Raw genomic sequence first — 26113 nt, forward strand, 5'->3', positions numbered from 1 at the left:
CCTCGCTATAGCCCTGATCGTTGTGCAATGCGGCGGAGACCCGGGTTTGTTTTTCAAAACATAAAAATGGTCGGAATTTCTTCCGACCATTCGTGGCTCATTGCCGGCTTTTTGCGTTTATGCAAGGGCTGAGACCCTTCTGACAATTACCATAATTGTAAATTGTTACCTTTGCGCTCATGATTGATGTTGTATTAAACAAAGGCAAAGAGAAAGCGGTACTACACCGTCACCCGTGGGTTTTTTCGGGCGCAATAGCGCTTGTTAAGGGTAAACCTACCAATGGGGACATAGTGCGTCTGGTAAACGCTAAAGGCGATTTTATGGCCTATGGGTTTTATAATGATCAGTCGCGCGTTGCTATAAGGTTGCTGGAGTGGAATGAGGATTTCAAGGTAGATGAGGATTGGTTCCGTGTCAAAGTTGGCGAGGCCGTAGCCGGCCGTGCCGAATTGTTGAGCACCGGTGCTACAAATACCTGCCGCTTAATTTTTAGCGAGGCCGATTACCTGCCCGGATTGATCGTAGATAAATACGGCGATCATCTGGCGGTGCAGGTACTTACATCCGGCATTGAAAACGTAATGCCGGTAATTATTGATGAGCTGCGCAAACTGCTAAACCCCAAAAGTATCTTTGATAAAAGCGATGCTTCATCGCGCCAGCACGAGGGCCTGGGCACAGACAATGTCGTTTTGTTTGGCGATGCCCCGCCGGATTTTGTTGAGGTAAGAGAAAACAACATACTGTACAATATCAATATCGCCGAAGGCCAAAAATCAGGCTTTTACTGCGACCAGCGCGACAACCGCCTGATAGTAGCTAACCACGCAAAAGGCAAAAAAGTATTGGATTGCTTTAGCTATACCGGCGGCTTTACGCTGAACGCCCTTCAAAATGGCCCCGCATCTGTAACGAGTGTAGACAGTTCTGCCCTGGCTATTGATACATTGAAAGAAAATATCAAGCTTAATAAGCTGGATGCAGGCAAACACTCGTCTATACAATCAGATGTAAACAAGCAACTGCGCGCGTTTAAAGAAGCGGGGGATATGTTTGACGTCATTGTGCTTGACCCGCCTAAATACGCGCCTTCGCGTTCGGCTTTGGTAAGAGCCTCAAGAGCTTATAAAGATCTCAATCGCGTTGCTATGTTGCTGCTTAATAAAGGCGGCTTGCTGGCCACTTTTTCTTGCTCGGGAGCTATGGATATGGAGACCTTTAAACAGGTATTAGCATGGGCCGCTTTGGATGCGGGTAAGCAAGTGCAGTTTGTTGGTCAGTTATGCCAGCCGGAAGATCATCCTGTACGATCATCTTTCCCGGAAGGCGAGTATTTAAAGGGTTTGTTGTGCAGGGTATTTTAGCAGAGCGTTAAGAAACAAGACTCAAAAGAAGTGATAAATACAAAGGGCCGATAGTTAAGCATTGCTAACTCGGCCCTTTCTAATTTATAATGTCTGGCTCTCTAAATTAATCAAACTTTACGCCGCCATATCTGGATGTGATAACGATTGTCTTAGCGTTACTACCTTTACCAATTTGTCCTTTATAGGTTTTGGTGTTGTTACTTCCTCTTTCCTTATCGGGAGTTTGGTTGGTGATTTTAGTTGTGCTGTTAGGCATAAATTCGCCGTAATGTACGGTCACATCAAAATCTGCATCAATGTCAGCTGTTGAACTAACTTTAACCGGCGCGTAAGAAGAGTTTATATTCAAGGTTTTTAACTGTCTGCCTAGTTCGTTTATTGCCAGCCCGTTGCCGTATCTTAAATTAATATCGCCAGACGTATTAAGCTTGCCTATTTTAGCTGTGCTATAGCTAATCTTGGCTGTAAGCTTATCTGCCGACTCCAAGGCCAAGCTACCATAAGCTACGTCGATATTACTGCCTTTAAGGCTGGTTATATTTGCATCACCGTATCTTACCACAATATTATTGTCGGTGTTGGTCAGATCTTTTGCTACCAAACCCCCATAGCTGTTGTTGATAATCAGCTTACCACTTAGATCGGGTAATGAAACCAAACCATACTTATTGGTGATAGTGAGCGGGTTTTTAGCAGGCATGTAAACCGTATAGTTAATGACCACTTTCCTCAGTTTAGTAATTTTACCGTTATTTGAGCTGCTGCCCCACCACGAGTTGCTGCCCTGGTCAATGTTGGTGCTAAAATTTACACCATTGGCATCCTTGCGTGCAAGTACGGATGTTTGGTCTAACAGCTTTTGGGCATCATCAGTTTCTAACGAGTAAGCTTTAATGTCTACATCAACCTTAACCTCATTTCTAGCCCATGTATTCACAACAATTTTGCCGTAGCGGTTATCTATCTGCAATTTATCCTTAGCATCAACCGGGTAGCTTTTCGTAAAAGTTTTGCTTCTTTCTTTTACATAGCCATCGGCAACCTGTTTTTGCAGGTTTGTGTCGTTATTAAAATTAAAACGTTGATTTGAAAAAACGCGTGTTTGGTTGTGGTCAAAATCTGACTGAAAGCGTAATACCTGCACCTTTTTAAAAGCAGCTACTTTTTCGGTTGCTACAGCAGTCGCTTTACGGCTTTGCTCACGAGCCAGCTCGCTTATCTCTTTGCTTAAAGCACGCATTTGATTCTGTAGTTTGCGCATTTTGCTAGTGTACGTGCTATCTTGAGAAGATCTTGTATAAACTACCGTTTCTTCAAAGGGCGTTATTACAGGCGCTACAGCTGCGGTAGGGGCAGTAGGTGTAGCCGGTGCAGTTTGCGCAACGGCAATGCCATTGGCAACAAAGCTGATAATGGCTATTAATACCGTTTTATATAGTTTTAATTTCATTGTTCTGTTGATCTTTAAATTCGGTAAATTGTTCAATTACAGTTAGTTGCTGATTAAGCACCTCTGTCTGCATTTGCAAGTTCCGGATCATTGCACGCAGTACAGCTTCCTGGTTTGGGCTGGTAACTAAATCTTTATTAAGCTTTTTGTAGGTTGAATCCATTTTTGCCAACTCGCCGATAAACTCTTTATAAAGCTGTGGGTCGGTTTGGGCGATGCTTTTAAGTTCGGTGCGCTTTGTTGCAATTAACGAGGTGTAGCGCACCTGTTGTTTGGCATATTCGGGGTTGATGGCCGCAAGGCTAATATTCGTCGATAGACGGGTTTGCAGGAAACAAAAAAAGCAACCCCCCATAACCAAAATTACTGCAGCGGCCACCCGCAAAACAAAGCCAAGTGAAAAAGTTCTACCCTCTTTTCTCTTCTCTTGATACTGCTCGGGCAATTTTGACTCAATGCGTCCCCAAAGAATGGTTCTTGGTTCAAGATCGTCAAATTCCTGGCGGTTGTTGTGTATAAAATCCTCTAATCGCTTGCTCATTGTGTTATACCCTTTCTTACTAAAATCTCGCTTAACTTTCTCTTCGCCCTTAAAAACTGTGTGCGAGACGTGTTTTCTGTTATACCTAAAATTTGCCCTATTTCCTCATGATCATACCCTTCTATCAGGTATAATGAAATCACTTGTTTGTAACCCTCAGGCAGCTCTGTCATGGCATTTTTCACCTGAGCCACCTTATATTGTAGTTCTTCGTCGCCCTCCGGCTGCTCGTCGGGTATATTGTCTACATCATCGCCAAGTTCAACCAACTCAACCTTACGTTTGCGCAGCAGGTTGATAGAGCGGCTTACAACAATCTGTTTCAGCCACAAACCAAAAGTGGTTTCTTGCCTAAAATCATGTATCCGCCTAAAAGCATCTAAAAACGCCTCCTGCAACACATCCTCCGCCTCGGTAACATTACCCACTATCCTAAAAGCGACATTCAGCATCGCTTTAGCATATAATTTATACAGATCGTGACAGGCCCGTTTACTGCCCTGTTTACACTCAAACACAAGGTTGTAATGTTTGTCTATGAATAAGGTGGTGTCCAAGTTTCTTAAAGCTTTCAGGTTATAAGACAAGGATTATTTTTCGATGTTGCACGAATGGTGGAATTATTGAGAAAATAAAGTGAAATGGTAATTAGAATGGGTAAGTATAGATTGCTAACACATTTGTCCGAACTAAGATTTGGTAGAAAAGATAATAGGATATCATTAGAACCTGGGCAATTTTGAATTCTAAGATCAAGAGTTAGACAAAAAATCATCAACAGCTTTTACCGCGTTATCATACCGGGCCTGCCCAATACCGCTTATTAGCACATAATTAGCTTTAAGACTATCAAGCTCCTTATACCACACTTCCATAAAATGCTCGCGCATGTGGGGGAAATCGCGAAGTGGGTCGTCTTCCCAAGGCATGTCAATGTCCAGCAGCAGGTAAAGGTCGTAGGGGCGTTTTGGCAATTCGTCAAGTACATCTTTGGGCGAACTGCCGAACATTTCATCACTCCAAATTTTTACGGTGATAAAGGTGGTGTCGCATATTAGCAGGTCGTTGTAAGCTTGCGCCGTCATCTCGTCCTCTAAAGCTATCTGCCCGTAAAACATATTGATCTCATCCTGCCAGGTAGGGGGGGCGGTCAGCTTTTCGCAATAGCCGCGTGCATACTCGGGTACCCAAATGGTATCGTAATGCCTGGCCAGATATGCAGACATAGTTGACTTACCAGTTGACTCAGGACCAACAATGGCTATTTTTATGATTTGCGATGTTTTTATCATTGAGTATGTTGTGCTTTCCAGTCCCGCTTCCAGTCTATATAACCTATTGTCGCTATTACTATATAAATGGCATACATTACAGCTGTCAGATGCAGGTCTTTAAATAGGTAAACCCCTACGTATATTACATCCACAAATATCCATATCAACCAATTCTCTGCCACCTTGCGGGCCATTAAAATTTGAGCGACTATACTGCAGGCCGCGCAAAAGCTATCCAGAAAAGGGAAAGATGCAGTAGTATATTTTAACAATGATCCCAGGATAAAGGTAACGGCGGCTACCACCAGTGCTGCCAGTATGCTATCTTTTTTGGTGATTCGCACAATGGGTACTTTGTTCGCGCTGGCTGGTTTTTGGCTCCAATAGTACCAACCATAGATATTTACCACCAGGAAATACACCTGCAGGCCCATATCAGCAAAAAGGTGTGCATCCCAGAAAATGAAAATGTAGATAACTACGCTTACTATAGCGAAGGGCCAGTTCCAGATAATGTTTTTGGCAGCAAGGTATACGCACAGTAAACCTGTTATAACGCCGGTTATTTCTAACCAGCTTTGGTGTTGCCACCAGTCTTGCATAGCCTGCATAATTACCATTGGTCAAATATAAAACAACAGGTTCGGTTTTTTATCAGGGGGCGCGATTGTGGAGACGATACCTTAAATGAAATTTTTTTCATTTAAGGTAAATAAAAATAGGATTTGTTAATTAAAAAATTTTAAATTTATGCCTAAGATTTAAACACGTCTCGCGAGGATACTTTTTTGTTGTGAGGAAAGCCGCAATCGGAGACAAAATGCAGATTTAGTTGTTAATTTTTTTTGTAAAAAAGCCGTTCTTTTCATAGGAGAACGGCTTTCTTTTTTAGTGGATGTCAGTAGGTACTTTCATTTTCTTTTTAAACGGTTGCAGGTAAAGCAACGGTATTGAACATAGCATCACCATGCCAGACAGCCAATAGGCATCATCATAGGTGAGTAACAGGGTTTGTCGTATTATGCCGCCTTCGATAGCCTTGTAAGCCATTGTAGTTGCGTCTATAGCTGATTTACCTTCGGCCATAAACTTATGTACATAGCCATTTAGGCGTTCAATAAAGGCCGGGTTATATTCATTGATATTGGTAAGCAGGTTGTTACGGTGAAAGCCTTGTCGGTTATGTATCACGGTAGTTAAAACGGCAATGCCAAATGAGCCGCCTAATTGGCGCATCATATTGTTTAAGCCCGATCCCTGACCAATTTCCGGCCCTTTCAAATCAGCCATAGCAAGGGTGGTAAGTGGTACAAATAACAGCGCCATACCAATACCACGTACCAACAATGGTATCAATACATCTTTCTCGCCGGTGGCAAGTGTCGAGTGGCTAAGCATGTTGGCAAACACAAAAAACAAGAACATGCCAATAGTAGCCATAAACTGGGCGGGTATTCCCTTATTAAGCATTTTGCCTATAAATGGCATCATAACAATGGTACATAAGCCGCCCGGGAACAGTAATTCACCAGTTTGCTGGGCGTCAAACCCCAGTAAAGTTTGGCAAAATACGGGGAAAACAAACATGGACCCATATAAGCCAAAGCCCAGTACAAACGATGTAAACATCCCGACAGAAAAGCTTCGGTGCCGCAAGATGCTAAAGTTTACAATTGGGTGGTCGGTAGTTGTTTCGCGCCATATAAAGAGCAATATGCCCAATACCGCGGTCACGGTTAAAACTAATATATAGGTTTTAGAAAACCAATCTTCGCTCTCGCCTTTTTCTAATACGGTTTGTAAGCTACCCACCGCAATTGCCAGTAACGCGATTCCCCACCAATCGACGGGCCGCTTCTCCTCCTTGGGCGTTTCGTTAATAAAGGTGTAGGCGAAGAAGGCGGCCAGCGCTCCAACCGGTATGTTTACGTAAAATATCCAGGGCCAGGCAAAATGTTCAACAATCCAGCCGCCAATGGTAGGGCCTACAGTAGGGCCTACAACAGCGCCTAAGCCAAACAAAGCAGTAGCTGTACCTATTTGCTCGCGTGGCCAGGTTTCTATCAGGATAGCCTGCGATGTTGATATCAGGCCACCGCCGGCTAAGCCCTGCAGTATTCTGAAAATGATGAGCTCATCCATATTACTGGCATTACCGCACAAAAACGATACAATAGTAAATATGATAATAGAGGCCATGAAGTACTTTTTGCGACCAAAACGCCCCCCTAACCAACCCGACATGGGCAATATAATTACGTTAGCAACCGCATACCCGGTTACAACCCAGGCTACATCCTCAAGGGTAGCACCCAGGTTACCCTGCATGTGGGGCAACGCAACGTTTACTATCGTAGTGTCAATAAGCTCCAGTAATGAAGCGGTGATCACCGTGATGGTAATAATCCATTTTTTAAATCCGGTTTCAGCCATGATTTTGTTTAAGTATATTGTTAGTTGCCCGTGTGTTTGATTAAACCCAGCACTGGCAACTTGAATTAGTCTTTTATCAATACAGACACATCTACGCTCATACCTGCACGCAGTTTGGCAAGGTCTTCTTTAGCGCCATTGATCTTGATTTTAACTGGCACGCGTTGTACAACCTTAACAAAGTTACCGGTAGCGTTGTCTGGCGGCAGTAAAGAGAATTTAGCACCCGTGGCAGGCGAGAAGTTGTAAACTACACCCTCTAATTTCATATCCGGGTAAGCATCAATCTCCATCTCTACTTTTTGGCCGTTGCGGATATGCTCTAGCTGTGTTTCCTTAAAGTTAGCTGTAATAAACAGGCTGTTATCATTGACAATATTAAATAAGGTCTGCCCGGCTTGTACCAATTGACCTAGTTGTACATTCTTTTTAGATGCTGTACCGCTTGCAGGCGCTTTAATATCGGTATAACTTAGCTGTAAATTAGCGTAGTCTACATCAACTTGTTTTAGGTTAACCCCGGTGTTGGTAACCTGCAACTGGCTACGGGTTGTGCTAATTTGTTGTTGAGCGGCCTTGTATTGATCTTTTGCTGCCACAAAGTTTGCCTGCGCTACTTCAAGGTCAGACTTTGCCTGATCAAACTGTTGTTGGGTGATAGAGCCATCCTTAACCAGGTTAGCGTAACGTTCATAGTCTTTTCTGACTTTATCTAAACGTGCCTGTGCCGATACAACATTCGCTTTAGCGACAGCTGAGTTTGACGAGCTGGTAAAAATTTCCGACTGGCCAACATTAACGCCTGCGCTTGCACCTACTTGTGCAGCCTTTGCCTGTTCTAGTTTGATCTTGTAATCGCGCGGATCAATTTGAACCAGTACCTGGCCCTTATTAACGTGCGAGTTTTCTTCAAAGTTAATGCTGTCGACATAGCCGCCTACACGGGCCACAACCGGGCTTATGTCTGCATCAATCTGCGCATCGTCAGTATCAACATGTTTGCTGTAATATATATATTCTTTTATCCCGAAAAATATGCCCCCTATAAGTACCACTCCTAAAATAATGGGTATTACTTTATTGCTTTTCTTAGCTGGTGCGCCTTCGTTAGTTTCTTTCTGTGCCATTTTGTGTGTTGTATTATTTATTAAGTTTTCCGGTTGATTTTAATAGGGTGTAGTAAGCCAGTCCTGCATCAGCTTTAGCTAATTCAAGGTTTATCTGTGCCTGATAAAGCAATGTCTCGGCATCCACTCTGTCGGTTGCCGATGCTATATTGCTTTTGTATTTTGATGCCAGGATGTTGTTGTTTTCGCCGGCTTGCTCAATCGCTGTTTGCAATAGCTGGATTTTATCCATCGCCATTACATAGTTTTGATAGTCCTGGTTAACCTCGTTCTTCACGTTGTCAAGGGTGATGCTTTTGTTAATAGCTACTTCATCTTTTTGTATACGTGCTTCGCTCAGTTTGTTCTTGTTGGTCCAAAGCGCGCCGAAGTTCCAGGCAGCGGTGACACCAACAGTTATAGGCGTAATAAAGTTGCCCGATTTTGGCAGCGGATTAGCGCTCGCGTCGACATAGTATGCCGCAGCAGATGCCGATATGGTAGGCGTTGTATTGGCATTAATGCTTTTTATGTTTGTTTCGGCAACGCGGTTACGCAGGTCAAGCTGCCTTAACTCCTGGCGGTTAACCATTGCACTGTCTATATATTCCATTAAGGTACCGGCTCTTCTTTTTGCCATAGGTATCTCTGCAATGGTTAGGCGGGTTTGCTCTGGTAAGCCCAGCAGGATATCTAAATTATGGTTGATGATCTTGCGGTTAGTTTCCAGGTCTATACCTGTTAGCTCAACATTTGAGCGTTGAAGTTGAAAACGCAGAACATCGTTTTTAGTAACTATACCCTGCTCAAAAAAGCGTTGCGATTGATGGATCTGCGCGTCAATGCTTTCCAGGTTTTGCTTTACCACTTTTTGGCTTTGCAAAATTTTGTACAGGTTGTAATAACCGTTTATTATTTGGTAAGTGATCTCATCGCGATCTCTAACCGCATCAAGGCGTGCAACGTTAGTCAGCAGCTCGGTCGACTCTTTGGCGTATTTGTATTTACCGCCCGCAAAAATAGTTTGATTGACGGACGCAATGCCTAAAAAAGCATTAGCGCTCTTGGGTAAAGCTATACTTTCCTCGCCAAAAGTTAACCTGTTAGCCGGTATCTGCGCACGGTTGTAGGTAAAGCTTACCTCGCCGGTAGGCAGGGCTCGGTCTTTCGTCTGGTTATATTCAGATACAGCCTGGTCTATTTTTGATTGCGAAAGCTTTAAGACCTTGCTGTTTTCAAGCCCTAATTTAATGGCTTCTTCAAGTTTTAGATCTTTGTCTTGCGCAGATGCATTGTTTGCAAGTGCCATTAGCAGGAACGCCAATAGTATGGCCAACAGCGGTATCTGATAAAGGTGTTGTTTGTGAGTGGTATTCAATTGTGTATTCATTTTATTTGTGTAGGTATGCTTTTAACAGGTTTTTCATATAGCTTTTAATTTGCGGCTTAAGTTTTGTTTCAATGGCCACTTCGTCGTGGATGTCATAACCCAATAATGGCGACGACATCATTGGAGTGTTAATGATATAGTTTTTGGTACCGTAAAGCGTTGCTATCACCATCGCTATGTCTATATCGTTTTTAAACTCGCCGGCGGCTATGCCGTCTTTTAGTATCTTACTTAACTCGGCTACGTTTTTTAACAGCATATCCCTAAGCTTTACCGACAGATCATTGCTGCGGTTCATGCTCATTTCCTGGTACAGTAGTTTCTGAAAACAATTGTTGCTTACTACTTTATCGCCGTAAATTTCAATGTATTGCTCTATCTTGCTCCAGGCTGTAATGCTTTCGTCGTTACCCAGGTTATGCAGTATGTCTTGAAACGACGCTATCTTACGTTGAAACACCGCCAAAAACAAACCTTCCTTTGAGCCAAAGTAATAGTTTAGCATAGCCATGTTTACACCAGCTTCGCCTGATATCAGGCGAGTTGAAGCGCCGTCGAAACCTTTATCTGCAAATACGCGCTCGGCGACATCGAGTATATGATCCTTTTTATCTATTTTATCTTTGTCCATGATGTTATTTAACAGCACAAAATTAATCAAACGATTGATTAATTAAAATTATTTTTACGTTAAATTTGTAATGTCCTGATAATCAAGTATAAAAAATCAATCAATCGATTAACTTTTATTGTTTTGCCAATAGTTATTAGAGGGGAATTTTAAATTTACCTGCCCTAATGGTATTTAAAAGGAAGGTCGACTGCTCAGGGGCGCCAGATGATTCACCGCAAACGCAACAACGTTTATCACCAAATGAAACAATCCGCGAAGGCGAAAAATTAACAATGTATAGCAGGTTATAGCAAAAGGGCAAGCTATTAAGCCAGGGGCAGGGTAAACCAAAAAGTGCTGCCCTCGCCAATTGTACTCTCTACACCCATAGCGCCTTCGTGGCGTTTAATTATTTCGGCGCTGATGTATAAACCCAGGCCAAGGCCGGCGTTTTGAAATCCGCTGACATCGGCCTGATAATACCGTTCAAAAAGATGGGGTTGTTTATCTGCGGGTATTCCGGGGCCATAATCTTTGATAGATACCTTGGCCATGCCATCCAAACGCTCTATCATCATGTCAATGTTTACAGAATCGGGGGCGTACTTAACAGCATTGTTTACCAGGTTAATCACTACCTGGTCAATAGCGTGCTCGTCGGCATTAACTTTAACAGACTCATCGCCTGCTAAATTAAGTTTGTATTTATTAGCCATACGGATATGACTGCAGCAATTTGTTAGTATATCCGCTATTAGAAAAGTTGTTTTATTTAACTGCATCTGCGGGTCATTAGCCCGCCCCACATTGAGCAACTTATCAACCAGCGCGCTTATTTTTTGCATACTGCGGGTTGATTGATCTATCAGTTTAGGAAAAACACCTTGCGCAGGGTTTTCTTTCATCCTGTCAAGCAATTGCAGCGAGGCCTTTAAACTGGTAATGGGTGTTTTCAACTCGTGGCTGGCAATACTAATAAAGTCGTCTTTTTGACGCTCAAGGCGTTTAACCTGGGTAACGTCAAGCAGGGTGCCTAAAATTCTTACCGCCGTGCCGTTGTCATCGTAATATAATTTGCCTTGCAGCTTTATCCAACGGATAGATTGATCAGGGTGTATTACCCTAACCTCGTAAACAAGTTTATTGTCTTTGTTTTCCGTCGATGCTTTGTAGGCTTTCCTCCTTATATGTAAATCGTCGGGATGAACTACTGATACGTATTGCGCTTGCGTAGCCGGGCCGTTAAAGCCAAAGATCTCGTTAAATCTTTTAGATGTTGTGGTTACGTTATTAACCAGGTCTACGTCAAATGTGCCTATGTCTGCAGCCTCAACCGCAAGTCTAATACGTTCTTCAACCTCCTCTATGCGGCGGCGGGCGGTTACTTTATCGGTCACATCAAACTAATACCATTATGGCGTTCACTGTACCATCCATATTGGTTATAGGCTCGTATACAAAGTCAACCACCACACTTTGAGGTTTGCCCTGGCGCACCAATATCACCTCATGCTCGCGCGCAATAAAGGCTTCGCCTGTTGTTATCACCCGGGTCATAATAGGTGCATAAACGTCAGCAGCTTCGGGTACGGCCTGCCAAATGGTAAAACCCTCAAGCTCGTCGCGGCGTTTACCCACCAGTTCAAGGTAGCTGTCATTAACATCTTGTATCAACAGGTCATCGGCAGCTATAATACAAATGCCTATAGGGGCCTGTTTAACCATGTTGCGGAAACGGGCGTCGCTTTCTATCAGTTCTTCGTAGGTTGACTGCAAAGCTTGTTGCGATTCCAGCAGTTCTTCGTTGGACGAGGTCAACTCCTCGTTAGATGAGTATAGTTCCTCGTTCAGTGCTGATAACTCTTCAGCAAGATTTTGTTCTTTAATGCGGCTCAGTACCCGTTGGGTTACGTCTGTAGCGCTATGGATGATACAACTGGTCTTGCCGGTATCATCCGGTATGGCCCGGTATTCAAAGTCGAAATAAAAATCCTGCAATACGCCATTAATTTCCAGTTTGGCTAAGGCATCTGTACCCGATATAGTGATACATTCGTCCCAAACTCTGGTAAACATCGCTATAAACGGCTGTCCCTTAAGTTCGGGCAGGGCCTCTTCTAAAGGCATGCCGAGCACGTCTTTACCTTTGCCCCAAATGGCCAGCATGGCATCAGTAGCAAACTGTATATTAAAATTACGGGTTACGTGTATAGCAATCGCGGTAGTAGATGTCGACAAGGCATTGATGACTTTTATATCGCTTAGAGGTTGGTATGCTGGGCTCATTAATAGCTTGATAATCCGTTTAAATTACATGATAACTTTAAACCCGATCTGAATGTTTTGTTTATGGATTAATTTAAATTCAGTAGATAAATCATCAATGTTAGCGGTTGATTATATGGATCAAAACATTGATGTTTGTCTTAATTAACATTTCGTCGGCCGCCAAAAATATGGAACAATTTTCGTTAAAAGACAAAGTAATTATAGCCACAGGTGGTACCGGTGTTTTAGGCGATGCTTTTGTAAAAGGTATAGCTAAAGCGGGCGGGATAGTAGGCATATTGGGTCGTAACCAAGCCGTGGCCCAGGCCAGAGCAGACGCTGTAAACGCGAAGGGCGGCACAGCGATAGCACTTATTGCCGATGTAATGCGCGAAGACGAACTAATTGCCGCCCGCGAACTTATGCTTAACAAATTTGGCCGTATTGACGGGCTTATTAACGCTGCGGGTGGTAACATGCCAGGCGGCGTAGTACAACCCGAAGCAGACATTTTTAAACTAAACATGGACGGCTTGCGCCAGGTTATGGAGCTTAACCTTTGGGGTACCTTAATTCCAACGCAAATTTTTGGCGAAGCGATGGCCAAAGGAGGACAGGGTAGTATTGTAAACATATCGTCTATGGCATCGCAGCGGGCTATTACCAAAGTGCTGGGCTACTCTTTAGCTAAGGCAGCTATTGATACGTATACCCAATGGTTTGCTGTAGAAATGGCTAACAGGTATGGTGATAAACTACGTATGAATGCTATTGCCCCCGGCTTTTTTCTTACTGATCAAAACCGTACACTGCTTACCCAGCCCGACGGTAGCTATACCGACAGGGGGAATTTGGTGATAAGGCAAACGCCATTTAAGCGCTTTGGTAACCCGGACGAATTGGTAGGCGCGCTGATATGGTTACTGAGCGACGCATCAAAATTTGTTACCGGTACGGTAATTAATGTCGATGGGGGTTTCGCAGTATTTAGCGGGGTTTAAGTGTTTTTAATGGCGCGGTGTACGTTTATAACGACGCCATAATTTGTACCAGTTTTTATTGTTAGGATATTGCCTGTGGCTGGTGCTGTTATTAAAAATGATAGCTACGCATAATAAAATAATGCATCCGGCCAGTACCGGGTTTAACACGTAAAAGTACCCCAACGCGTGTATTTTTGGCGACCCGATATTAGCTATCAAAGCGGTAGCCCCACCGGGTGGGTGCAGCGTTTTGGTCATTTGCATGAGTACGATGGAAATAGATACCGCCAATGCCGACGATAACCATAACTGATCGGGGGCTAACTTATAAACGGTTACCCCAACCAGCGCGCAAATAACGTGGCCGCCAATTAAATTGCGCGGTTGCGCCAGCGGGCTATTGATAACGCCGTAAATTAAAACAGACGAAGCCCCAAATGACCCAATAAGGAATAGATTATCAGAAGCGGTGAAATGTTTACTGCTGATAACGCCTATTAATCCTATCCCAAAAAACGATCCCAGGAACGTCCAAAAGTGTTCCCTGAAATCAACCAGCGTTTCTTTGTAAACAATATATTTTGCTGCTCTAACGTGTCTTCGTAATTTTCTGATCATCATTCGGCGGCAAAATTAAACTTTATTGCAAACCTATGCACTGGTGTTTTATAACATTACAAATGGTTAATATAAGTGTCAAAACTCATTCCACTTATTAAATAGCAATGGTTTAACCGGCGTTAGCAGACTTTTATACAGCTTATACCAAGTAGCTTACTTAACTTTTCAATTTTTGAGGCGATATGACCTTTGCCGATGGCGCAGTGGTGTGCAGGGCCGTGAGCGTTCCATGTTTCGGTAAAGGTACGCGCGCCGATGCTGAATTTATAGCGGCTGTTAGTGTTACCAATTTCCAATATCGGGCCGGGTACAGATGCTGCTTCGGCAACTAATAGCATGATTTTGCCGTCGCCAGTTTCAACAACAGACAGTAAAGTTACCGGGCCGTGTTTTACGGACATCTCTACCGATAATCCTTTGCCTACCTTGCCGTGATAAACCTGTAAAGGCTTAACTTTTATTTTGCCTTCGGCGATGGCGGTATGGCAGGGTCCATCGTGACCCATCAGTACCACATCGTCTTTAAAATCCATGGCGTAACATTCTGTAAACGAGCCGCCCGCGCCAAAAGCATCCATGATCTTCATGGCCTGGGCGTTTTTGATCTCGTACTCGCCCGCCATGGGTACGCCGCTGCCTGTATGTAAAGATGCTCCAAGAATGATAGAAGTCATGGTATCCTCGTTAACCCCGTTGCCGCTGCCTTTGTGGTAGTAGGCCATTGATCCCAGGTTGTATTTCGCCACCAGCTTATCCAAAGCAACTGCGGTGCGGGCAGCGCGTTGTAATTCATCATCAGGGCAATCGTCCTGTACCTCAAATTGTTGGTTAATACTGGCTAGCTTGCTATCTATTTCAGTATTGGTAACCGTCGATCGGATGCCCGAAAGTTCATCCACTTCAATTACCTCAATATGCCCGCCAAAGGTTGCGCATTGCAGGGTAAGATCTGTGTAAATATCCAGCATGCCGCCATAGTAATTACCCATTACACCCAGTATATTGTTGTACATGGTGTGCGCCACATTTGCGGCAGCTATCCAGTCCTCAACCTCGCGCCATACCTGCGGTTCATCATTTAAGGTACCCGTGATTTGATGAAAAGCAATGCCCGAGCGTTTAAACACATTAGCAATCTCGGGCACAGGGCAGGCAGAGCAGTAGGCCAACCATTCGCCTGTCATGGCGGTGCGGTTGCTTAGGTTATTGAAACTGTCATAGTCAATGGCCGCTTCGGGTGCCAGGTTAAGCACTATAACGGGCACTTTGGCCTTTTTTACCACCGGCAACACCGTTGCCGATAGGGCATAGGTGGTAACATACAGAAATATCAGCTCCACATCCTCGCGCTTAAAGCGGCTGCCGGCTTCAAAGGCTTTTTGGGCATTGTCTATCAGGCCAAGGTTAACCACCTCGGCACCGTAACCGTTTAGCTTCTCGCTTACCTGGTCAACATAACCACGCAGGCGGCTTTCCAGGCCCTCAAACTGGTCCCAATAAGTATCTAAGCCAATGCCGAACAGGCCAATTTTAACGGTGTTGTTTGTAGTTGACATCATTAGTCTTTAAGTTATTGAATTCTCTCAACGCTCTAGAGCGCGTTAAATTAACGCACTTACATCTCAATTATCGTTACCGGCCCTGTCAACCCCGAAGGCGACAAAGGCGAGTTTTTATTATAAAACTGGTGCGTTGCAAAGGTGTAACGCTTGCCCGGCCTTGGCAGGCCCTTAAGCAGCCACTCTGGCCAGCGGCCGTTTTTAAAACCATCGTCGGGGATGCTGTCATCACCTATCAGGCGGTTTAGCCAAAGGTTTACCACCTCAACCTCTACTGTGTTTTTAGCTTTTAATAGCGATGCAGGTATTTCTTTGCGCCATGGAGCTGTCCAAAGTATGCCCAGATCTTTGCCGTTCAGTTTAACTTGCGCCAGGTTTTTTACGTTGCCAAGATCTATGTAGTATTTGCCATTTGCTTTAATCACCGGCATATTAAATGTTTTGGTGTAGGTAGCGGTGCCCGAGTAATGTTTAATGCCGTCTTCGGGGCGCTTGGTCCAGTCGGTTAAAGCATCAAAGTTTATGCTTTTTGGGCCGCCCCATTTAGGGTCAAAAGCCACGTTCCATGCGCCGCTAAGGGTGTTGATTATTTTAGGTGCACTGTAATTTTTGTTTTTTGCTTTCGAGATTGCAGGCTGCGCATCTTTAGCAAATACCACAAAATAGCTTTGATGAGGTGCAAACTGCAATGACAAATTAGTGGTAGCACCCTGCCGTTTAAGCTGGGGCAAGCTGATCACTTTCCCCGTTATCGGGTCCCAAAGTTGGGGTGTGCCCTTGCTTACGCGCAGGTTGATATTGGCTGTTACCTCACCGGCAGAAGTATTAGCCACAAAATAGGCATCCCAGTTTGATGATACACGGTGGGTATAACGTAATGGTGCATCCGTTTCAAAATCGAGCTTAACGCCCATGCTGTTCAGGATGGTTGCCGTCAAATCATAATCGGGGTACAGGTTATCTAATTGAGTTTCCAGCGCGCCGCCCCATATAACTTTACCTTTACCGTAAGTGCGGGTGGCTTGGTGTTCGGCATGGCCGCTTGCGCCCCAAACTTGCTTAACCAACGCGTTAAGCTGCGCGTCGCAAGCCGGATAGTTTACCAAACTTGGCGATTTTTGCGGCGGTGAACCAACAACGGTAGCGCCTGCCTTTATCAGCGCTGTGATTTTTGTAAGCAACGCGGGAGTCATTGTCGGGACAGCCGGTAGTACCAATAGCTTATAACTTGCCCCACCCGGAAAAACGATGTTGCCGTTTACAACGGTAGCCTGATAAAGCAGGCTCGGCGCGCAGCCGTCAAAGTTGTAGCCTTTACGATCAGGTATTGTATCATTACCCTTAAATGCCGAAAACGGGGGTCTAAACACATGCGGCGAACCTTCTGGGTTCAGGTACAAAATATCTGCAACCGTATTGCCCTGCTGCAGCAAATAACTGCAACGGCTTATGTATTGATGGTAATCGCCCACCATGGGCCACCATGTTTGGTTACGGTCCCAATGCACGCCATAAGGCCCCATGGTCGCGCCGGGGCGCAGGCTATCCGGCAGAAACTGATTCTGAAAAGTGTGGTACACAAAGCGGTTAACCCCTGCAGCAAAAGCCCAATCGCCCTGGTCTTTCATAGCGCCGGGATATTGTTTCCAACCCTCATTGTTTTCCGCGGTAAAAGCTTCTGCAGGGGAAAGCGAACGCCCGTTTACGTGTGCGGTAGAGGTCGCTTCAACCACACTGAAAGACGAGTTGAACCCAAGCCCTTTGCTCCAAAATTCGCTCATGGGTACATCGGCAATAGCGCCTAGCTCTAAATCAGCAGTAGGGTTCATATCGTAGGGCTCAATAGATAGGCTCATGCCATTTTTATGCGCGTAATTTTTCGTGGCGGTGGCATGGTTATCAAGCACCAGCTCCTGAGAGGTTTGGCGCAGGTCCCACAAAAAGCGCTCGCTGATCTCGCTGTTACCAACTATGCTGCCCGAGTAAACCGGATAGTATGGCAGTGGATCATATCCCCGGCGCTTAATAAACTCTGTGCGAAATTTCGGTGTCCAGTTTTGCGCGCCCATTTCCCAGCTATCCATGTGCAGGCGCTTTAACCCGCCTGATGATTTTTTATCCGGCGTGCCTATTTTTCGCAGCAGTTTGCCCACGTAATTATTCATATGGGCGTTTAATGCCAGGGTGTCAAATTTATCAGCTTCAAAACCAAGGCCCGGTACCGGTGCAGGGCGGGTAATGGCCCCATTGTTACGGCTGCCAAAACGCATAACGGTCCAATTACCTGCTCGGGGTGTCCAGTTCAGCGTGCCATCAGCCTGCATGTTTTTTGTCAGGTCGATGATCTTGGCTTTGTCAATAGCTGTGCCCGCTGCCGTCGCCGGGAAATCAGCTACTGCCGGCAAATATTGTTTCACGCCGGGGGCAGACGAGTAGGGCGCACGCTTGTAAAGCGCTTTCTCATCTACATCAGCAATCTTTTCATTACCGCTTGGGGTGGGGTAGGCCAGTACGGCAACATCCTCGTAATAGTCGTTCCATTCTTTTTTTAGCTCGGGCGTAAAAGCGCCTTCGCCAAAATAAGGGTTCTTGGGTTTAGGTACAGGCAACACAATTTTCTGTTGCCCGCCGGTTACCGTTGTACTGCTAGATACCAGGTGCAGCATAGATTGCGCGGGTTTTACCCAGGGGCCGCCGCTGCCTGTCCAGCCCGGGCCAATGCCCAAGGTTATCTCAATGCCCAGGCGCTCGCTTTCGCGTACGGCATGTTTAAACATATCCTGCCATTCATCGCTCAAAAAATCAACCGTTCCGCGGGGCACCCCTACGTTTACCTCTAAAAATACCAGGTTACCAATGCCCGCTTTTTTCATGGCTTCAAGGTCGGCGGTCATGGAACGTTTGTTCATGTTTCCATCCATAAAATACCAGTATACCCCCGGCTTGGCCGAGTTTGGCGGATTAACAAAGCCTGCCTTTAGCGTCGCGGTTTTTGGATTGGTAATGTTTTGGGCATGAGTGCACAAAGCGCCCGCTATTAGTAGATACGTTAAAACCGTTTTTTTATTCATAGGTGTTGGCCGCGGGGCAGCTAATTGGTACTGGCTAATATAGCGGTTTACAAAACAAGCACTGTCACCTACTGTCTCTGTTTATAAATAAAAGGGGCGAATGCTTGGCTATGAATAACATTTTAATAAATTTGTTCAACAGTGTTGAATGGATATAAACCTTGTTTCAACGCCCGCCAATTATCTTGTTGTAATTAAACCGAATGAAAGCTAACCAATTTGCCCATGGCGCACGTCGCGCCGCGTTATTGTTAACCCTTTTGGCCTTAGGCGCCACCAACCTGCAAGCGCAAACCGCAGACAAGCCCCTTTACCTGGACTACACCCAGCCTGTAGAGACAAGGGTTAAAGACCTGATATCGCGCATGACGTTGGAGGAGAAGGCGCAATACCTTAACCACGTAGGGCCCGAGATACCGCGTTTTGCTATCAAATCAGACAAATGGAACCAGGCGCTGCACGGCGTAGTTTGGACCAGGCCAACAACCATGTTCCCGGTGTCTATCGCCTTGGCGGCAACCTGGAATACCAAACTGATCCATCAGGAAGCCACCGTGATATCAGACGAAGCCCGAGCCATTTATAACGGCTGGCATACAGACCCAAACTTTCAGGGCGAAAAAAAGGGTTTGATCTATCGCACGCCGGTGATCAATATCAGCCGTAACCCATACTGGGGGCGTATTAACGAATGTTTTGGCGAGGATCCTTTCCTGACCGGCCGCGTGGGCGTAGCTTATGTCAGGGGCTTGCAGGGCAATGACCCCAAATATCTTAAACTGGTATCAACCCTAAAACACTATGCCGTAAACAATGTAGAGAAAGACCGTTTTAGCCGTAGCGCGACAGTAAGTGAGCGCATGTTGCACGAGTACTGGCTACCGCATTTTAAAGACTGTATTGTCGAAGGCAACGCACAATCTGTAATGGCATCATACAACGCTATTAACGGCATCCCGAATAATATTAATAAACTGATGCTAACGGATATACTTAAAAATAGCTGGGGTTTTAAAGGCTTTGTGGTGTCTGATCTGGGCGGTGTAAACACTATGGTTACCGGCCACGAGAAAGGTAAAATGAGTTATGAAGAAGCCGTAGCACAATCCATCAACGCAGGTTGCGATTTCTCTGACAAAGAGTTTATGCAATACATCCCCATAGCGGTAAATAAAGGCCTGTTAACAGAGGCTAAACTAAATGAATCATTATCCCGTGTAATGCGCGACCGCTTTTTACTGGGCGAATTTGACCCGCGCGAACGGGTGCCTTATAGCACAATACCCGTTAGCGTTATTGGCAATGCTGAGCATGTTGCCCTATCGCTTAAGGTAGCGCAAGAGTCGATGGTGCTGTTAACCAACAAAAACGGCATTTTGCCGCTTGATAGAAATAAGATTAAAACCATCGCCGTCATCGGTCCGCATGCCAATATGTTTACGGCAGGTGGTTACAGTGGCAAACCTATTGACGCGGTTAACCCCTTACAAGGCATTAAAAACCGGATGGCGCCGGGTACCGAAGTATTGTATGCCGCCGGTGCCGAAATTACACCGCCGCGCCGAAATCAGCCGCCTTTTAATAAAGAAGAAGAACTGCAAAAAGCAGTTGATATAGCTAAAAAAGCGGATGTAGCTATCCTTTACATAGGCACAACACTTGATGTTGAAGCCGAGGGCCGCGACCGCACTTCGTTGTCTTTACCCGGTAACCAAGAAGAACTGGTTAAAGCGGTGCTGGCTGTTAACCCGCGCACTATTGTGGTGCTCATGAATGCCGGCCCGCTTACTATCCCTTATGTAAAAGACAATGCACCGGCAATTTTAGAGGCCTGGTGGCCCGGTGAGCAGGGCGGTAACGCCATTGCCGACGCGCTGTTTGGCAACATTAATCCCGGTGGTAAAATGCCGTTGACGGTTTATGCGTCAGAACAGCAGGTACCGTCGCAGGATGAGTATGACGTTACCAAAGGGTTTACTTATATGTATCTTAATGGTAAGCCGCTGTTTCCCTTTGGGCATGGGTTAAGCTATACTAGCTTTACTTATAGTAACCTTAAACTATCGGCTAAACAAATTAAGGCAGATGGCAGTATAACCGCTACCGTCGACGTGAAAAATACAGGCAAAGTAGCCGGGGATGAAGTGGTGCAGTTGTATGTGCATGATGTTGCACCAAGTGTAAAGCGCCCAATGAAAGAGCTGCGCGGTTTTGAACGCATTACTTTGGCGCCGGGCCAAACTAAAAAAGTTACCCTTACCATACCGGGCAGCAAACTGGCGTTTTATGATGAAAAAATCCATGATTTTAGGGTTGAAGCGGAGCCTGTTGATGTGATGGTGGGGAGCTCGTCTGACGATATCAGGCTTAAATCGCAGTTTAAAGTTGTTGCCGGTAAATAATTGAGTGATGAATGATAATGAAATACTAACCAACGGTGGCCCCGCCGAAAGTTTTATACAAATTGGCGATAGGATAAGGGCGTTGCGGATGAATCAGAGCCGTACTTTACAAGAGATTGCTGATGCGAGCGATCTGTCAAAAAGTATGATCTCTAAGATTGAGAATAACAAAGCTGTGCCTTCTGTAGCGGCATTGGTTAAGATAGCCAAAACGCTGGGCACAAACATATCAAACCTGTTAGAGCAGGACGGCAGGGCACGCACTGTTTTTACCGCCCAGGAGGAGGCTATGCGCAACATCACCCTAACCGAAAAGGGTTATGCTGTTTACCCGTATGCTGCTAATTTTCATGAAAAGCTGATGCAGCCCTTTTTGTTCACCGCCCGGCGGGATGATGTGGTGCCGCACCGCGTATCGCACGACGGAGAGGAGTTTGTTTTTGTAATTGACGGCGAAATGAAAATGACCGTTGGGGAAATCGAATATGTGTTAAAAAAGGGTGATAGTCTGTATTTCAACGCCTTACAAAAGCATGGTATTATGCCGGTTGCCGAAGCCGTGACCTACCTGGATATTTTTGTGTGATCAATCAAATGCACGGATACATTTATAGCTTTTAAAAACGTTTGCCTTTTTATAGGTGCTTAATAACTAATTAGTTATATTTGCAGTCCCTGATTTACTGTTGACAATGAAAAGATGTTTACTGCTAACGTTGTTAGTTGCAGCCACGATGTATGGCTGTAAAAACACGGTTACCTACCCTAATACTAACACTCCAACAACCGGTACGTTGGATGATGTAGCTTTTAACGAAGTTAAAATAGAGGCTAAGAATAATGCCGGTAAAATTACTGCCGACATTACCTGTGTCATAGCCGGCGACTCGGTAGTTGCCATTGTGCCAGACACGCTTAACGACAAAAAACTGGTATTAAGCTTCACCCTAAAAACGGCCGGTACCACCGTTAAGGTAGCCGATGCTGCCCAGGTTAGCGGTACCACCGTTACAGATTTTACAAAAACAGTATTATATAACCTTACATCCCAAAAAGGTAGTAAAAAAACCTACAAAGTAATTATAAGGGTATTTACCGGTTTGCCCATATTATATATTACCACCAGTACGGGGGCCGATGTCACTACCAGAGACACTTATATTAACGGCAGCGTAGTTATTGATGCAAATAATGGTTTTGAGCAGGCCGTAGCTACTATCCCAATGCAAATTAAGGGCCGCGGTAACTCTACCTGGACCTATCCAAAAAAGCCTTACAAGATTAAATTAAACAGCAAGACCGCAATGTTAGGCATGCCTGCTGCCAAAGATTGGGCATTACTGGCCAACTACAACGACAAAACCATGATGCGCAATAAGCTTGCCTTTGATTTAGGGCGACGCATAGGTGCCGACTTTACACCACAAAGTCGTTTTGTCGAAGTGTTTTTAAATGGCAAATATTGGGGCAATTACCAGTTAACCAGTAGTGTAGAGATACATGAAAATAGGGTAAACATTGGTGCATTAAAAGCGGCCGATGTTACCGGTGGCTACCTTTTGGAAGTTGATTATAAGTACGATGCACTTACCAGGTGGCGTACAACCAAAATGTTGCCTTTTAGTATGAAAGATCCGGAAGAGCTTACTGCTGATCAGTTTGTTTATATTCAGAAATATATTCAGGATACTGAAGACGCGTTGGTGGGCAATAACTGGACAGACCCTGTTAACGGTTATGCTAAGTATATAGATCCGGATTCATTTATGCGTTGGTACGCGGTAGAAGAGACCCTTAAGAATCAGGACTCATGGGATTTTAGTAGTATTTTTTATCATAAAAATGCAGGCAGCAAGCTGGGTATGGGCCCTATATGGGATTTTGATATCAGCATGGGTAACTGCGATTACTCTAACTCTAAGTTGCCCGAGGGTTGGTATACCCGCAATGGTGTTTGGATGCTGCGCCTGGCGCAAGACCCTGCCTGGAACTTTAAGTGGCGGGCAAAATGGGCAGCGATGCGCACTAAAGAGGTGCAACAGATTTTCGCTGATATTGATTATAATGCTAAGTACCTTAAATTATCTGCCGGTCAGAACTTTAAAAGGTGGCCTATATTAGACAAGTATGTATATCCTAACGCCGTTTTTTTAGGCGATTATGACAAGGAAGTTGCTTATTTAAAAGAGTTTATGACCAAGCGTGTTGCCTGGATAGACGCCAATATTGGGAAATACTAAAACAGACCTTACAAAAAAAGAGGGCTTATTTATCGCCCTCTTTTTTTATGCCTTTTAACAGGGCAAATACCGCCATGGAGTGGCCGTGCCCTAAATCAAAATCTTCTTTAAGCCATTTGACAATATCGCCGGCTTTGGTTGTGGCTTTAAGTACACCGCCTTCGGTGTAGCCTTTTTGCCCGGCAAGTTGTTTAAAATCCTCAGGCGATTGGCCTGTTTTAGCCTGGATGTTATCTAAATATCCCTGGAATGACATAGGTTTATTGGTATTAGTTTAACCAAATATAAACGTATTGTATCAAATTATTTTAAACCATCTGGCTTAAAATCCAGCGATATCGAGTTCATGCAAAATCGTTTATAAGTAGGCGCCGGTCCATCGTCAAAAATGTGGCCCAGGTGCGAGTCGCAACGCGCGCAAAGTACCTCTATACGTACCATGTTGTAAGTGTTATCTTGTTTATACAAAACGCTGTTTTTACGCACCGGTTCAAAAAAGCTTGGCCAGCCGCAATCGCTTGCAAACTTAGCGTCAGAGCGGAAAAGCGTATTGCCGCATACCGCGCAGTAATAGGTGCCTTTTGTGGTGGCGTTCCATAATTTACCTTTAAAGGCCTCCTCTGTTGCAGCTTCGCGGGCGGTGGCATACAGCTTAGGTGTTAGTATTTTTTTCCATTCGGCATCGCTCACTTTAATATGTTTGGTATCCGTGTTGGAATAGTATGGGTTATTTTCATGACCCTTTTCCGTTTTAATATTTTGTGCCGAAAGGCTTTGCGTCGCGCATAGCATCAATCCTAAATATAACGTTCTGTGTTTCATAAATCTTTTTGTTGATAGGAGTTTATAACAAGGCCTTTTGCAGCCTTTATTAACGTATAATGTTTAGAGTTTTGAATTTTTAGTAATTGAGTAGCCAATTAGCAAAAAGAGACGAACGATATTACTTAATTTTGGTAGCAAATACCTTTTTAAATTTCTCCAGCTCGGGCTGTATCACGGATTTGCAATAGGGCTGGCTGCCATTAAGGTTATAATAGTTTTGGTGATAGTTTTCGGCTTTATAAAACGCTGTTGCCGGCACAACCTGGGTTACTATTTTGGTTTTATAGGCTTTAGCAACATTTAGCTTGCTGATGTAAAAATTGGCTTTGTCTTTCTGTGCCGCGTTATGATAAAATACCGCCGACCTGTACTGCGTGCCAACGTCATTCCCCTGGCGGTTAAGCTGGGTAGGATCATGTGCTACAAAAAATGCTTCGAGCAGCTCATCGTAACTTATTACTTTAGGATCATAAATGATATTGCAAGCCTCGGCATGCCCGGTATTGCCGGTGCAAACCTGCTCATACGATGGGTTTTTAACAGTGCCACCCGTGTAGCCCGACATTACTTTTTTTACCCCTTTTAATTGCTGAAATTTAGCTTCGGTACACCAGAAACAACCGGTAGCAAAAGTAGCTGTATCAACAGCGGCTGGTTTTATAGTATTGCTTTTACCGTTGGCGACTAACGCTGAAGTGCCTAATTGCACTAGCATTAACAAACAGATTATTTTCTTTATCATACCGTACTAACGTAAAAAACTTTGGGGCCGGTTGCCTAACGTTGTATAAATGTACGCTTTTTACCGATTGTGAGATAGGGTTGACAATCGCGAATGTTCTTGTTAGGCAGGAATGATGTGTTTCTTGACCATATCACTAAGTGCCGATAGGTCAAACGGCTTACGCAGGTAATCGTTAGCTAAACCCGCTTCGGCAATTTCTTTGATATTGCTTACTGCAGATATGATGATGATGGGTATGTGGCTGGTAGCGGGATCACTTTTTAACTCACGGCTTATTTGCTCGCCGTTGGCATCGCTCTTCCATTCAGTTAACCAATTGTCAAGTAATAGTATATCAGGCTTAATCTCATGGATAGATTTCACAATTTTCGAACTTTCAGAAGAGACAACCTCATAACCTTCCTCTTCTAATACATACACAATAGAGTCTCTAATGTCTTTGTCATCCTCAATTACTAATACTTTGGCCATTGTTGTATAGGTGTATATTTACTCATATAACAACCAATAGCAGGGTTTTTGTTTTATCTCGGCGTAAATTTTTATCAGGTTTTATGACGAATAAGACCGGAAGAGAGAGCAATTAAAACGTTTTACTGTTATAGCAAACCCGGCAACGTGGCTCATAACTTTCTTTTTCGCCAAGCAGTACCTTGTCTTTACCGGGCACCAGGCGATAGGAGTATAGCGCCGGATTGCCGCAACGCATGCATACGGCGTGCACCTTGGTAACAGATTCGGCAATGGCCATTAGTGTAGGCATGGGGCCAAAGGGGCGGCCTTTAAAGTCCATATCCAAACCGGCTATAACCACACGGATGCCTTTGTTGGCCAAGGTGGTGCAAATTTCGGGCAGTTTGTTGTCAAAAAATTGCGCTTCGTCAATACCAACAACCTGTGCATGGCCTGTAAGTAATAATATTTCGGCTGATTTGCCCACCGGAGTTGAGTTAATGGTTGTGGCGTTATGAGATACAACATCGTTTTCGTCATAACGGATATCCAGCTTGGGTTTAAATATTTTTACACTCAGTTTGGCATAACGGGCCCGGTTTATCCGGCGTATCAGCTCCTCTGTTTTGCCAGAAAACATAGACCCGCAAATAACTTCGATACCGCCACCGCTTTCATTTTTTCGCTTAAATAACTCTTCGGTAGGCTGCATGGCAAACTTTTTGTGAACGCCTAATATCAGAATTTTAATGCTTAATTTTGGTAAGCA

24 protein-coding genes are annotated in these 26113 nt (G+C 44.6%); 5 read left to right on the top strand and 19 right to left on the bottom strand.

The window, feature by feature from the left end:
• The first annotated feature begins 179 nt into the window (after window positions 1-179).
• Complete coding sequence (locus ACFSYC_RS09035; RefSeq protein WP_377126024.1) at window positions 180-1367, top strand: class I SAM-dependent rRNA methyltransferase; 1188 nt, start codon at window positions 180-182, stop codon at window positions 1365-1367.
• Between the two features lie 106 nt (window positions 1368-1473).
• Here the strand turns inward: ACFSYC_RS09035 and ACFSYC_RS09040 are convergent, their stop codons facing one another.
• The 11 genes from ACFSYC_RS09040 to ACFSYC_RS09090 all read right to left on the bottom strand — a co-directional run bounded on the left by ACFSYC_RS09040 (window position 1474) and on the right by ACFSYC_RS09090 (window position 12463).
• A complete protein-coding gene (locus tag ACFSYC_RS09040; protein WP_377126027.1) occupies window positions 1474-2820 on the bottom strand; it encodes a hypothetical protein in 1347 nt (448 codons plus the stop codon).
• Window positions 2801-3361, bottom strand: a complete 561-nt coding sequence (locus ACFSYC_RS09045; protein ID WP_377126030.1) for a hypothetical protein — start codon at window positions 3359-3361, stop codon at window positions 2801-2803. Before ACFSYC_RS09045 ends, ACFSYC_RS09040 begins: the two co-directional genes overlap by 20 nt.
• Window positions 3358-3948 carry an RNA polymerase sigma factor gene (locus tag ACFSYC_RS09050; RefSeq protein ID WP_377126033.1) on the bottom strand — a complete coding sequence of 197 codons (591 nt, stop codon included), beginning with the start codon at window positions 3946-3948 and terminating at the stop codon, window positions 3358-3360. The genes ACFSYC_RS09045 and ACFSYC_RS09050 overlap by 4 nt, the downstream gene beginning before the upstream one ends.
• A 165-nt stretch (window positions 3949-4113) precedes the next feature.
• Window positions 4114-4653 carry an AAA family ATPase gene (locus ACFSYC_RS09055; RefSeq protein ID WP_377126036.1) on the bottom strand — a complete coding sequence of 180 codons (540 nt, stop codon included), beginning with the start codon at window positions 4651-4653 and terminating at the stop codon, window positions 4114-4116.
• Window positions 4650-5255, bottom strand: coding sequence for a nicotinamide riboside transporter PnuC (gene pnuC / locus ACFSYC_RS09060; RefSeq protein WP_377126039.1), 606 nt, complete (start codon window positions 5253-5255; stop codon window positions 4650-4652). The genes ACFSYC_RS09055 and pnuC overlap by 4 nt, the downstream gene beginning before the upstream one ends.
• Before the next feature lie 268 nt (window positions 5256-5523).
• Window positions 5524-7068: a DHA2 family efflux MFS transporter permease subunit gene (locus ACFSYC_RS09065; protein ID WP_377126042.1), complete on the bottom strand. Its 1545-nt coding sequence runs from the start codon at window positions 7066-7068 to the stop codon at window positions 5524-5526.
• A gap of 65 nt (window positions 7069-7133) precedes the next feature.
• Window positions 7134-8195, bottom strand: a complete 1062-nt coding sequence (locus ACFSYC_RS09070; protein ID WP_377126045.1) for an HlyD family secretion protein — start codon at window positions 8193-8195, stop codon at window positions 7134-7136.
• Between the two features lie 13 nt (window positions 8196-8208).
• On the bottom strand, window positions 8209-9564 hold the full coding sequence (locus ACFSYC_RS09075) for a TolC family protein (RefSeq protein ID WP_377126048.1): 1356 nt from the start codon (window positions 9562-9564) through the stop codon (window positions 8209-8211).
• Between the two features lies 1 nt (window position 9565).
• Complete coding sequence (locus ACFSYC_RS09080; protein ID WP_377126051.1) at window positions 9566-10195, bottom strand: TetR/AcrR family transcriptional regulator; 630 nt, start codon at window positions 10193-10195, stop codon at window positions 9566-9568.
• A gap of 308 nt (window positions 10196-10503) precedes the next feature.
• A complete protein-coding gene (locus ACFSYC_RS09085) occupies window positions 10504-11574 on the bottom strand; it encodes a sensor histidine kinase (RefSeq protein ID WP_377126054.1) in 1071 nt (356 codons plus the stop codon).
• A gap of 1 nt (window position 11575) precedes the next feature.
• Window positions 11576-12463: a PAS domain-containing protein gene (locus tag ACFSYC_RS09090; RefSeq protein WP_377126057.1), complete on the bottom strand. Its 888-nt coding sequence runs from the start codon at window positions 12461-12463 to the stop codon at window positions 11576-11578.
• Between the two features lie 170 nt (window positions 12464-12633).
• Here ACFSYC_RS09090 and ACFSYC_RS09095 point away from each other — a divergent pair, with 170 nt between their 5' ends.
• Entirely contained in the window at window positions 12634-13446 is an 813-nt protein-coding gene (locus ACFSYC_RS09095; protein ID WP_377126060.1) for an SDR family oxidoreductase, read from the top strand.
• 6 nt (window positions 13447-13452) lie between these two features.
• Here ACFSYC_RS09095 and ACFSYC_RS09100 read toward each other — a convergent pair whose 3' ends face one another.
• The 3 genes from ACFSYC_RS09100 to ACFSYC_RS09110 all read right to left on the bottom strand — a co-directional run bounded on the left by ACFSYC_RS09100 (window position 13453) and on the right by ACFSYC_RS09110 (window position 18679).
• Window positions 13453-14049, bottom strand: coding sequence for an HPP family protein (locus ACFSYC_RS09100; RefSeq protein WP_377126063.1), 597 nt, complete (start codon window positions 14047-14049; stop codon window positions 13453-13455).
• Between the two features lie 119 nt (window positions 14050-14168).
• Complete coding sequence (locus ACFSYC_RS09105) at window positions 14169-15608, bottom strand: arabinose isomerase (protein ID WP_377126065.1); 1440 nt, start codon at window positions 15606-15608, stop codon at window positions 14169-14171.
• Window positions 15609-15664: 56 nt separating this feature from the next.
• Window positions 15665-18679: a glycosyl hydrolase gene (locus ACFSYC_RS09110; RefSeq protein ID WP_377126068.1), complete on the bottom strand. Its 3015-nt coding sequence runs from the start codon at window positions 18677-18679 to the stop codon at window positions 15665-15667.
• Between the two features lie 203 nt (window positions 18680-18882).
• On the opposite strand from ACFSYC_RS09110, the gene ACFSYC_RS09115 reads away from it, so the two are divergent.
• The 3 genes from ACFSYC_RS09115 (at window position 18883) to ACFSYC_RS09125 (ending at window position 23321) form a co-directional block, all read left to right on the top strand.
• Window positions 18883-21081, top strand: coding sequence for a glycoside hydrolase family 3 C-terminal domain-containing protein (locus ACFSYC_RS09115; protein WP_377126071.1), 2199 nt, complete (start codon window positions 18883-18885; stop codon window positions 21079-21081).
• Window positions 21082-21088: 7 nt separating this feature from the next.
• A complete protein-coding gene (locus ACFSYC_RS09120) occupies window positions 21089-21667 on the top strand; it encodes a helix-turn-helix domain-containing protein (RefSeq protein WP_377126074.1) in 579 nt (192 codons plus the stop codon).
• A 106-nt stretch (window positions 21668-21773) separates the two neighbouring features.
• Complete coding sequence (locus ACFSYC_RS09125; RefSeq protein WP_377126077.1) at window positions 21774-23321, top strand: CotH kinase family protein; 1548 nt, start codon at window positions 21774-21776, stop codon at window positions 23319-23321.
• A gap of 25 nt (window positions 23322-23346) precedes the next feature.
• Here ACFSYC_RS09125 and ACFSYC_RS09130 read toward each other — a convergent pair whose 3' ends face one another.
• The 5 genes from ACFSYC_RS09130 to ACFSYC_RS09150 all read right to left on the bottom strand — a co-directional run bounded on the left by ACFSYC_RS09130 (window position 23347) and on the right by ACFSYC_RS09150 (window position 26056).
• Entirely contained in the window at window positions 23347-23577 is a 231-nt protein-coding gene (locus ACFSYC_RS09130) for a DUF4287 domain-containing protein (protein ID WP_377126080.1), read from the bottom strand.
• Window positions 23578-23624: 47 nt separating this feature from the next.
• Window positions 23625-24143 (bottom strand): peptide-methionine (R)-S-oxide reductase MsrB, encoded by a 519-nt coding sequence (msrB, locus tag ACFSYC_RS09135; RefSeq protein WP_377126083.1) that lies wholly within the window; start codon window positions 24141-24143, stop codon window positions 23625-23627.
• Between the two features lie 121 nt (window positions 24144-24264).
• Window positions 24265-24888 (bottom strand): peptide-methionine (S)-S-oxide reductase MsrA, encoded by a 624-nt coding sequence (gene msrA, locus ACFSYC_RS09140; protein WP_377126086.1) that lies wholly within the window; start codon window positions 24886-24888, stop codon window positions 24265-24267.
• Between the two features lie 102 nt (window positions 24889-24990).
• Window positions 24991-25362, bottom strand: coding sequence for a response regulator (locus ACFSYC_RS09145; RefSeq protein WP_377126089.1), 372 nt, complete (start codon window positions 25360-25362; stop codon window positions 24991-24993).
• A gap of 112 nt (window positions 25363-25474) precedes the next feature.
• Window positions 25475-26056, bottom strand: coding sequence for a thymidine kinase (locus ACFSYC_RS09150; RefSeq protein ID WP_377126092.1), 582 nt, complete (start codon window positions 26054-26056; stop codon window positions 25475-25477).
• Between the last annotated feature and the right edge of the window lie 57 nt (window positions 26057-26113).

The organism is Mucilaginibacter antarcticus (genome assembly GCF_042686155.1).
Taxonomy (GTDB): Bacteria; Bacteroidota; Bacteroidia; order Sphingobacteriales; family Sphingobacteriaceae; genus Mucilaginibacter; species Mucilaginibacter antarcticus.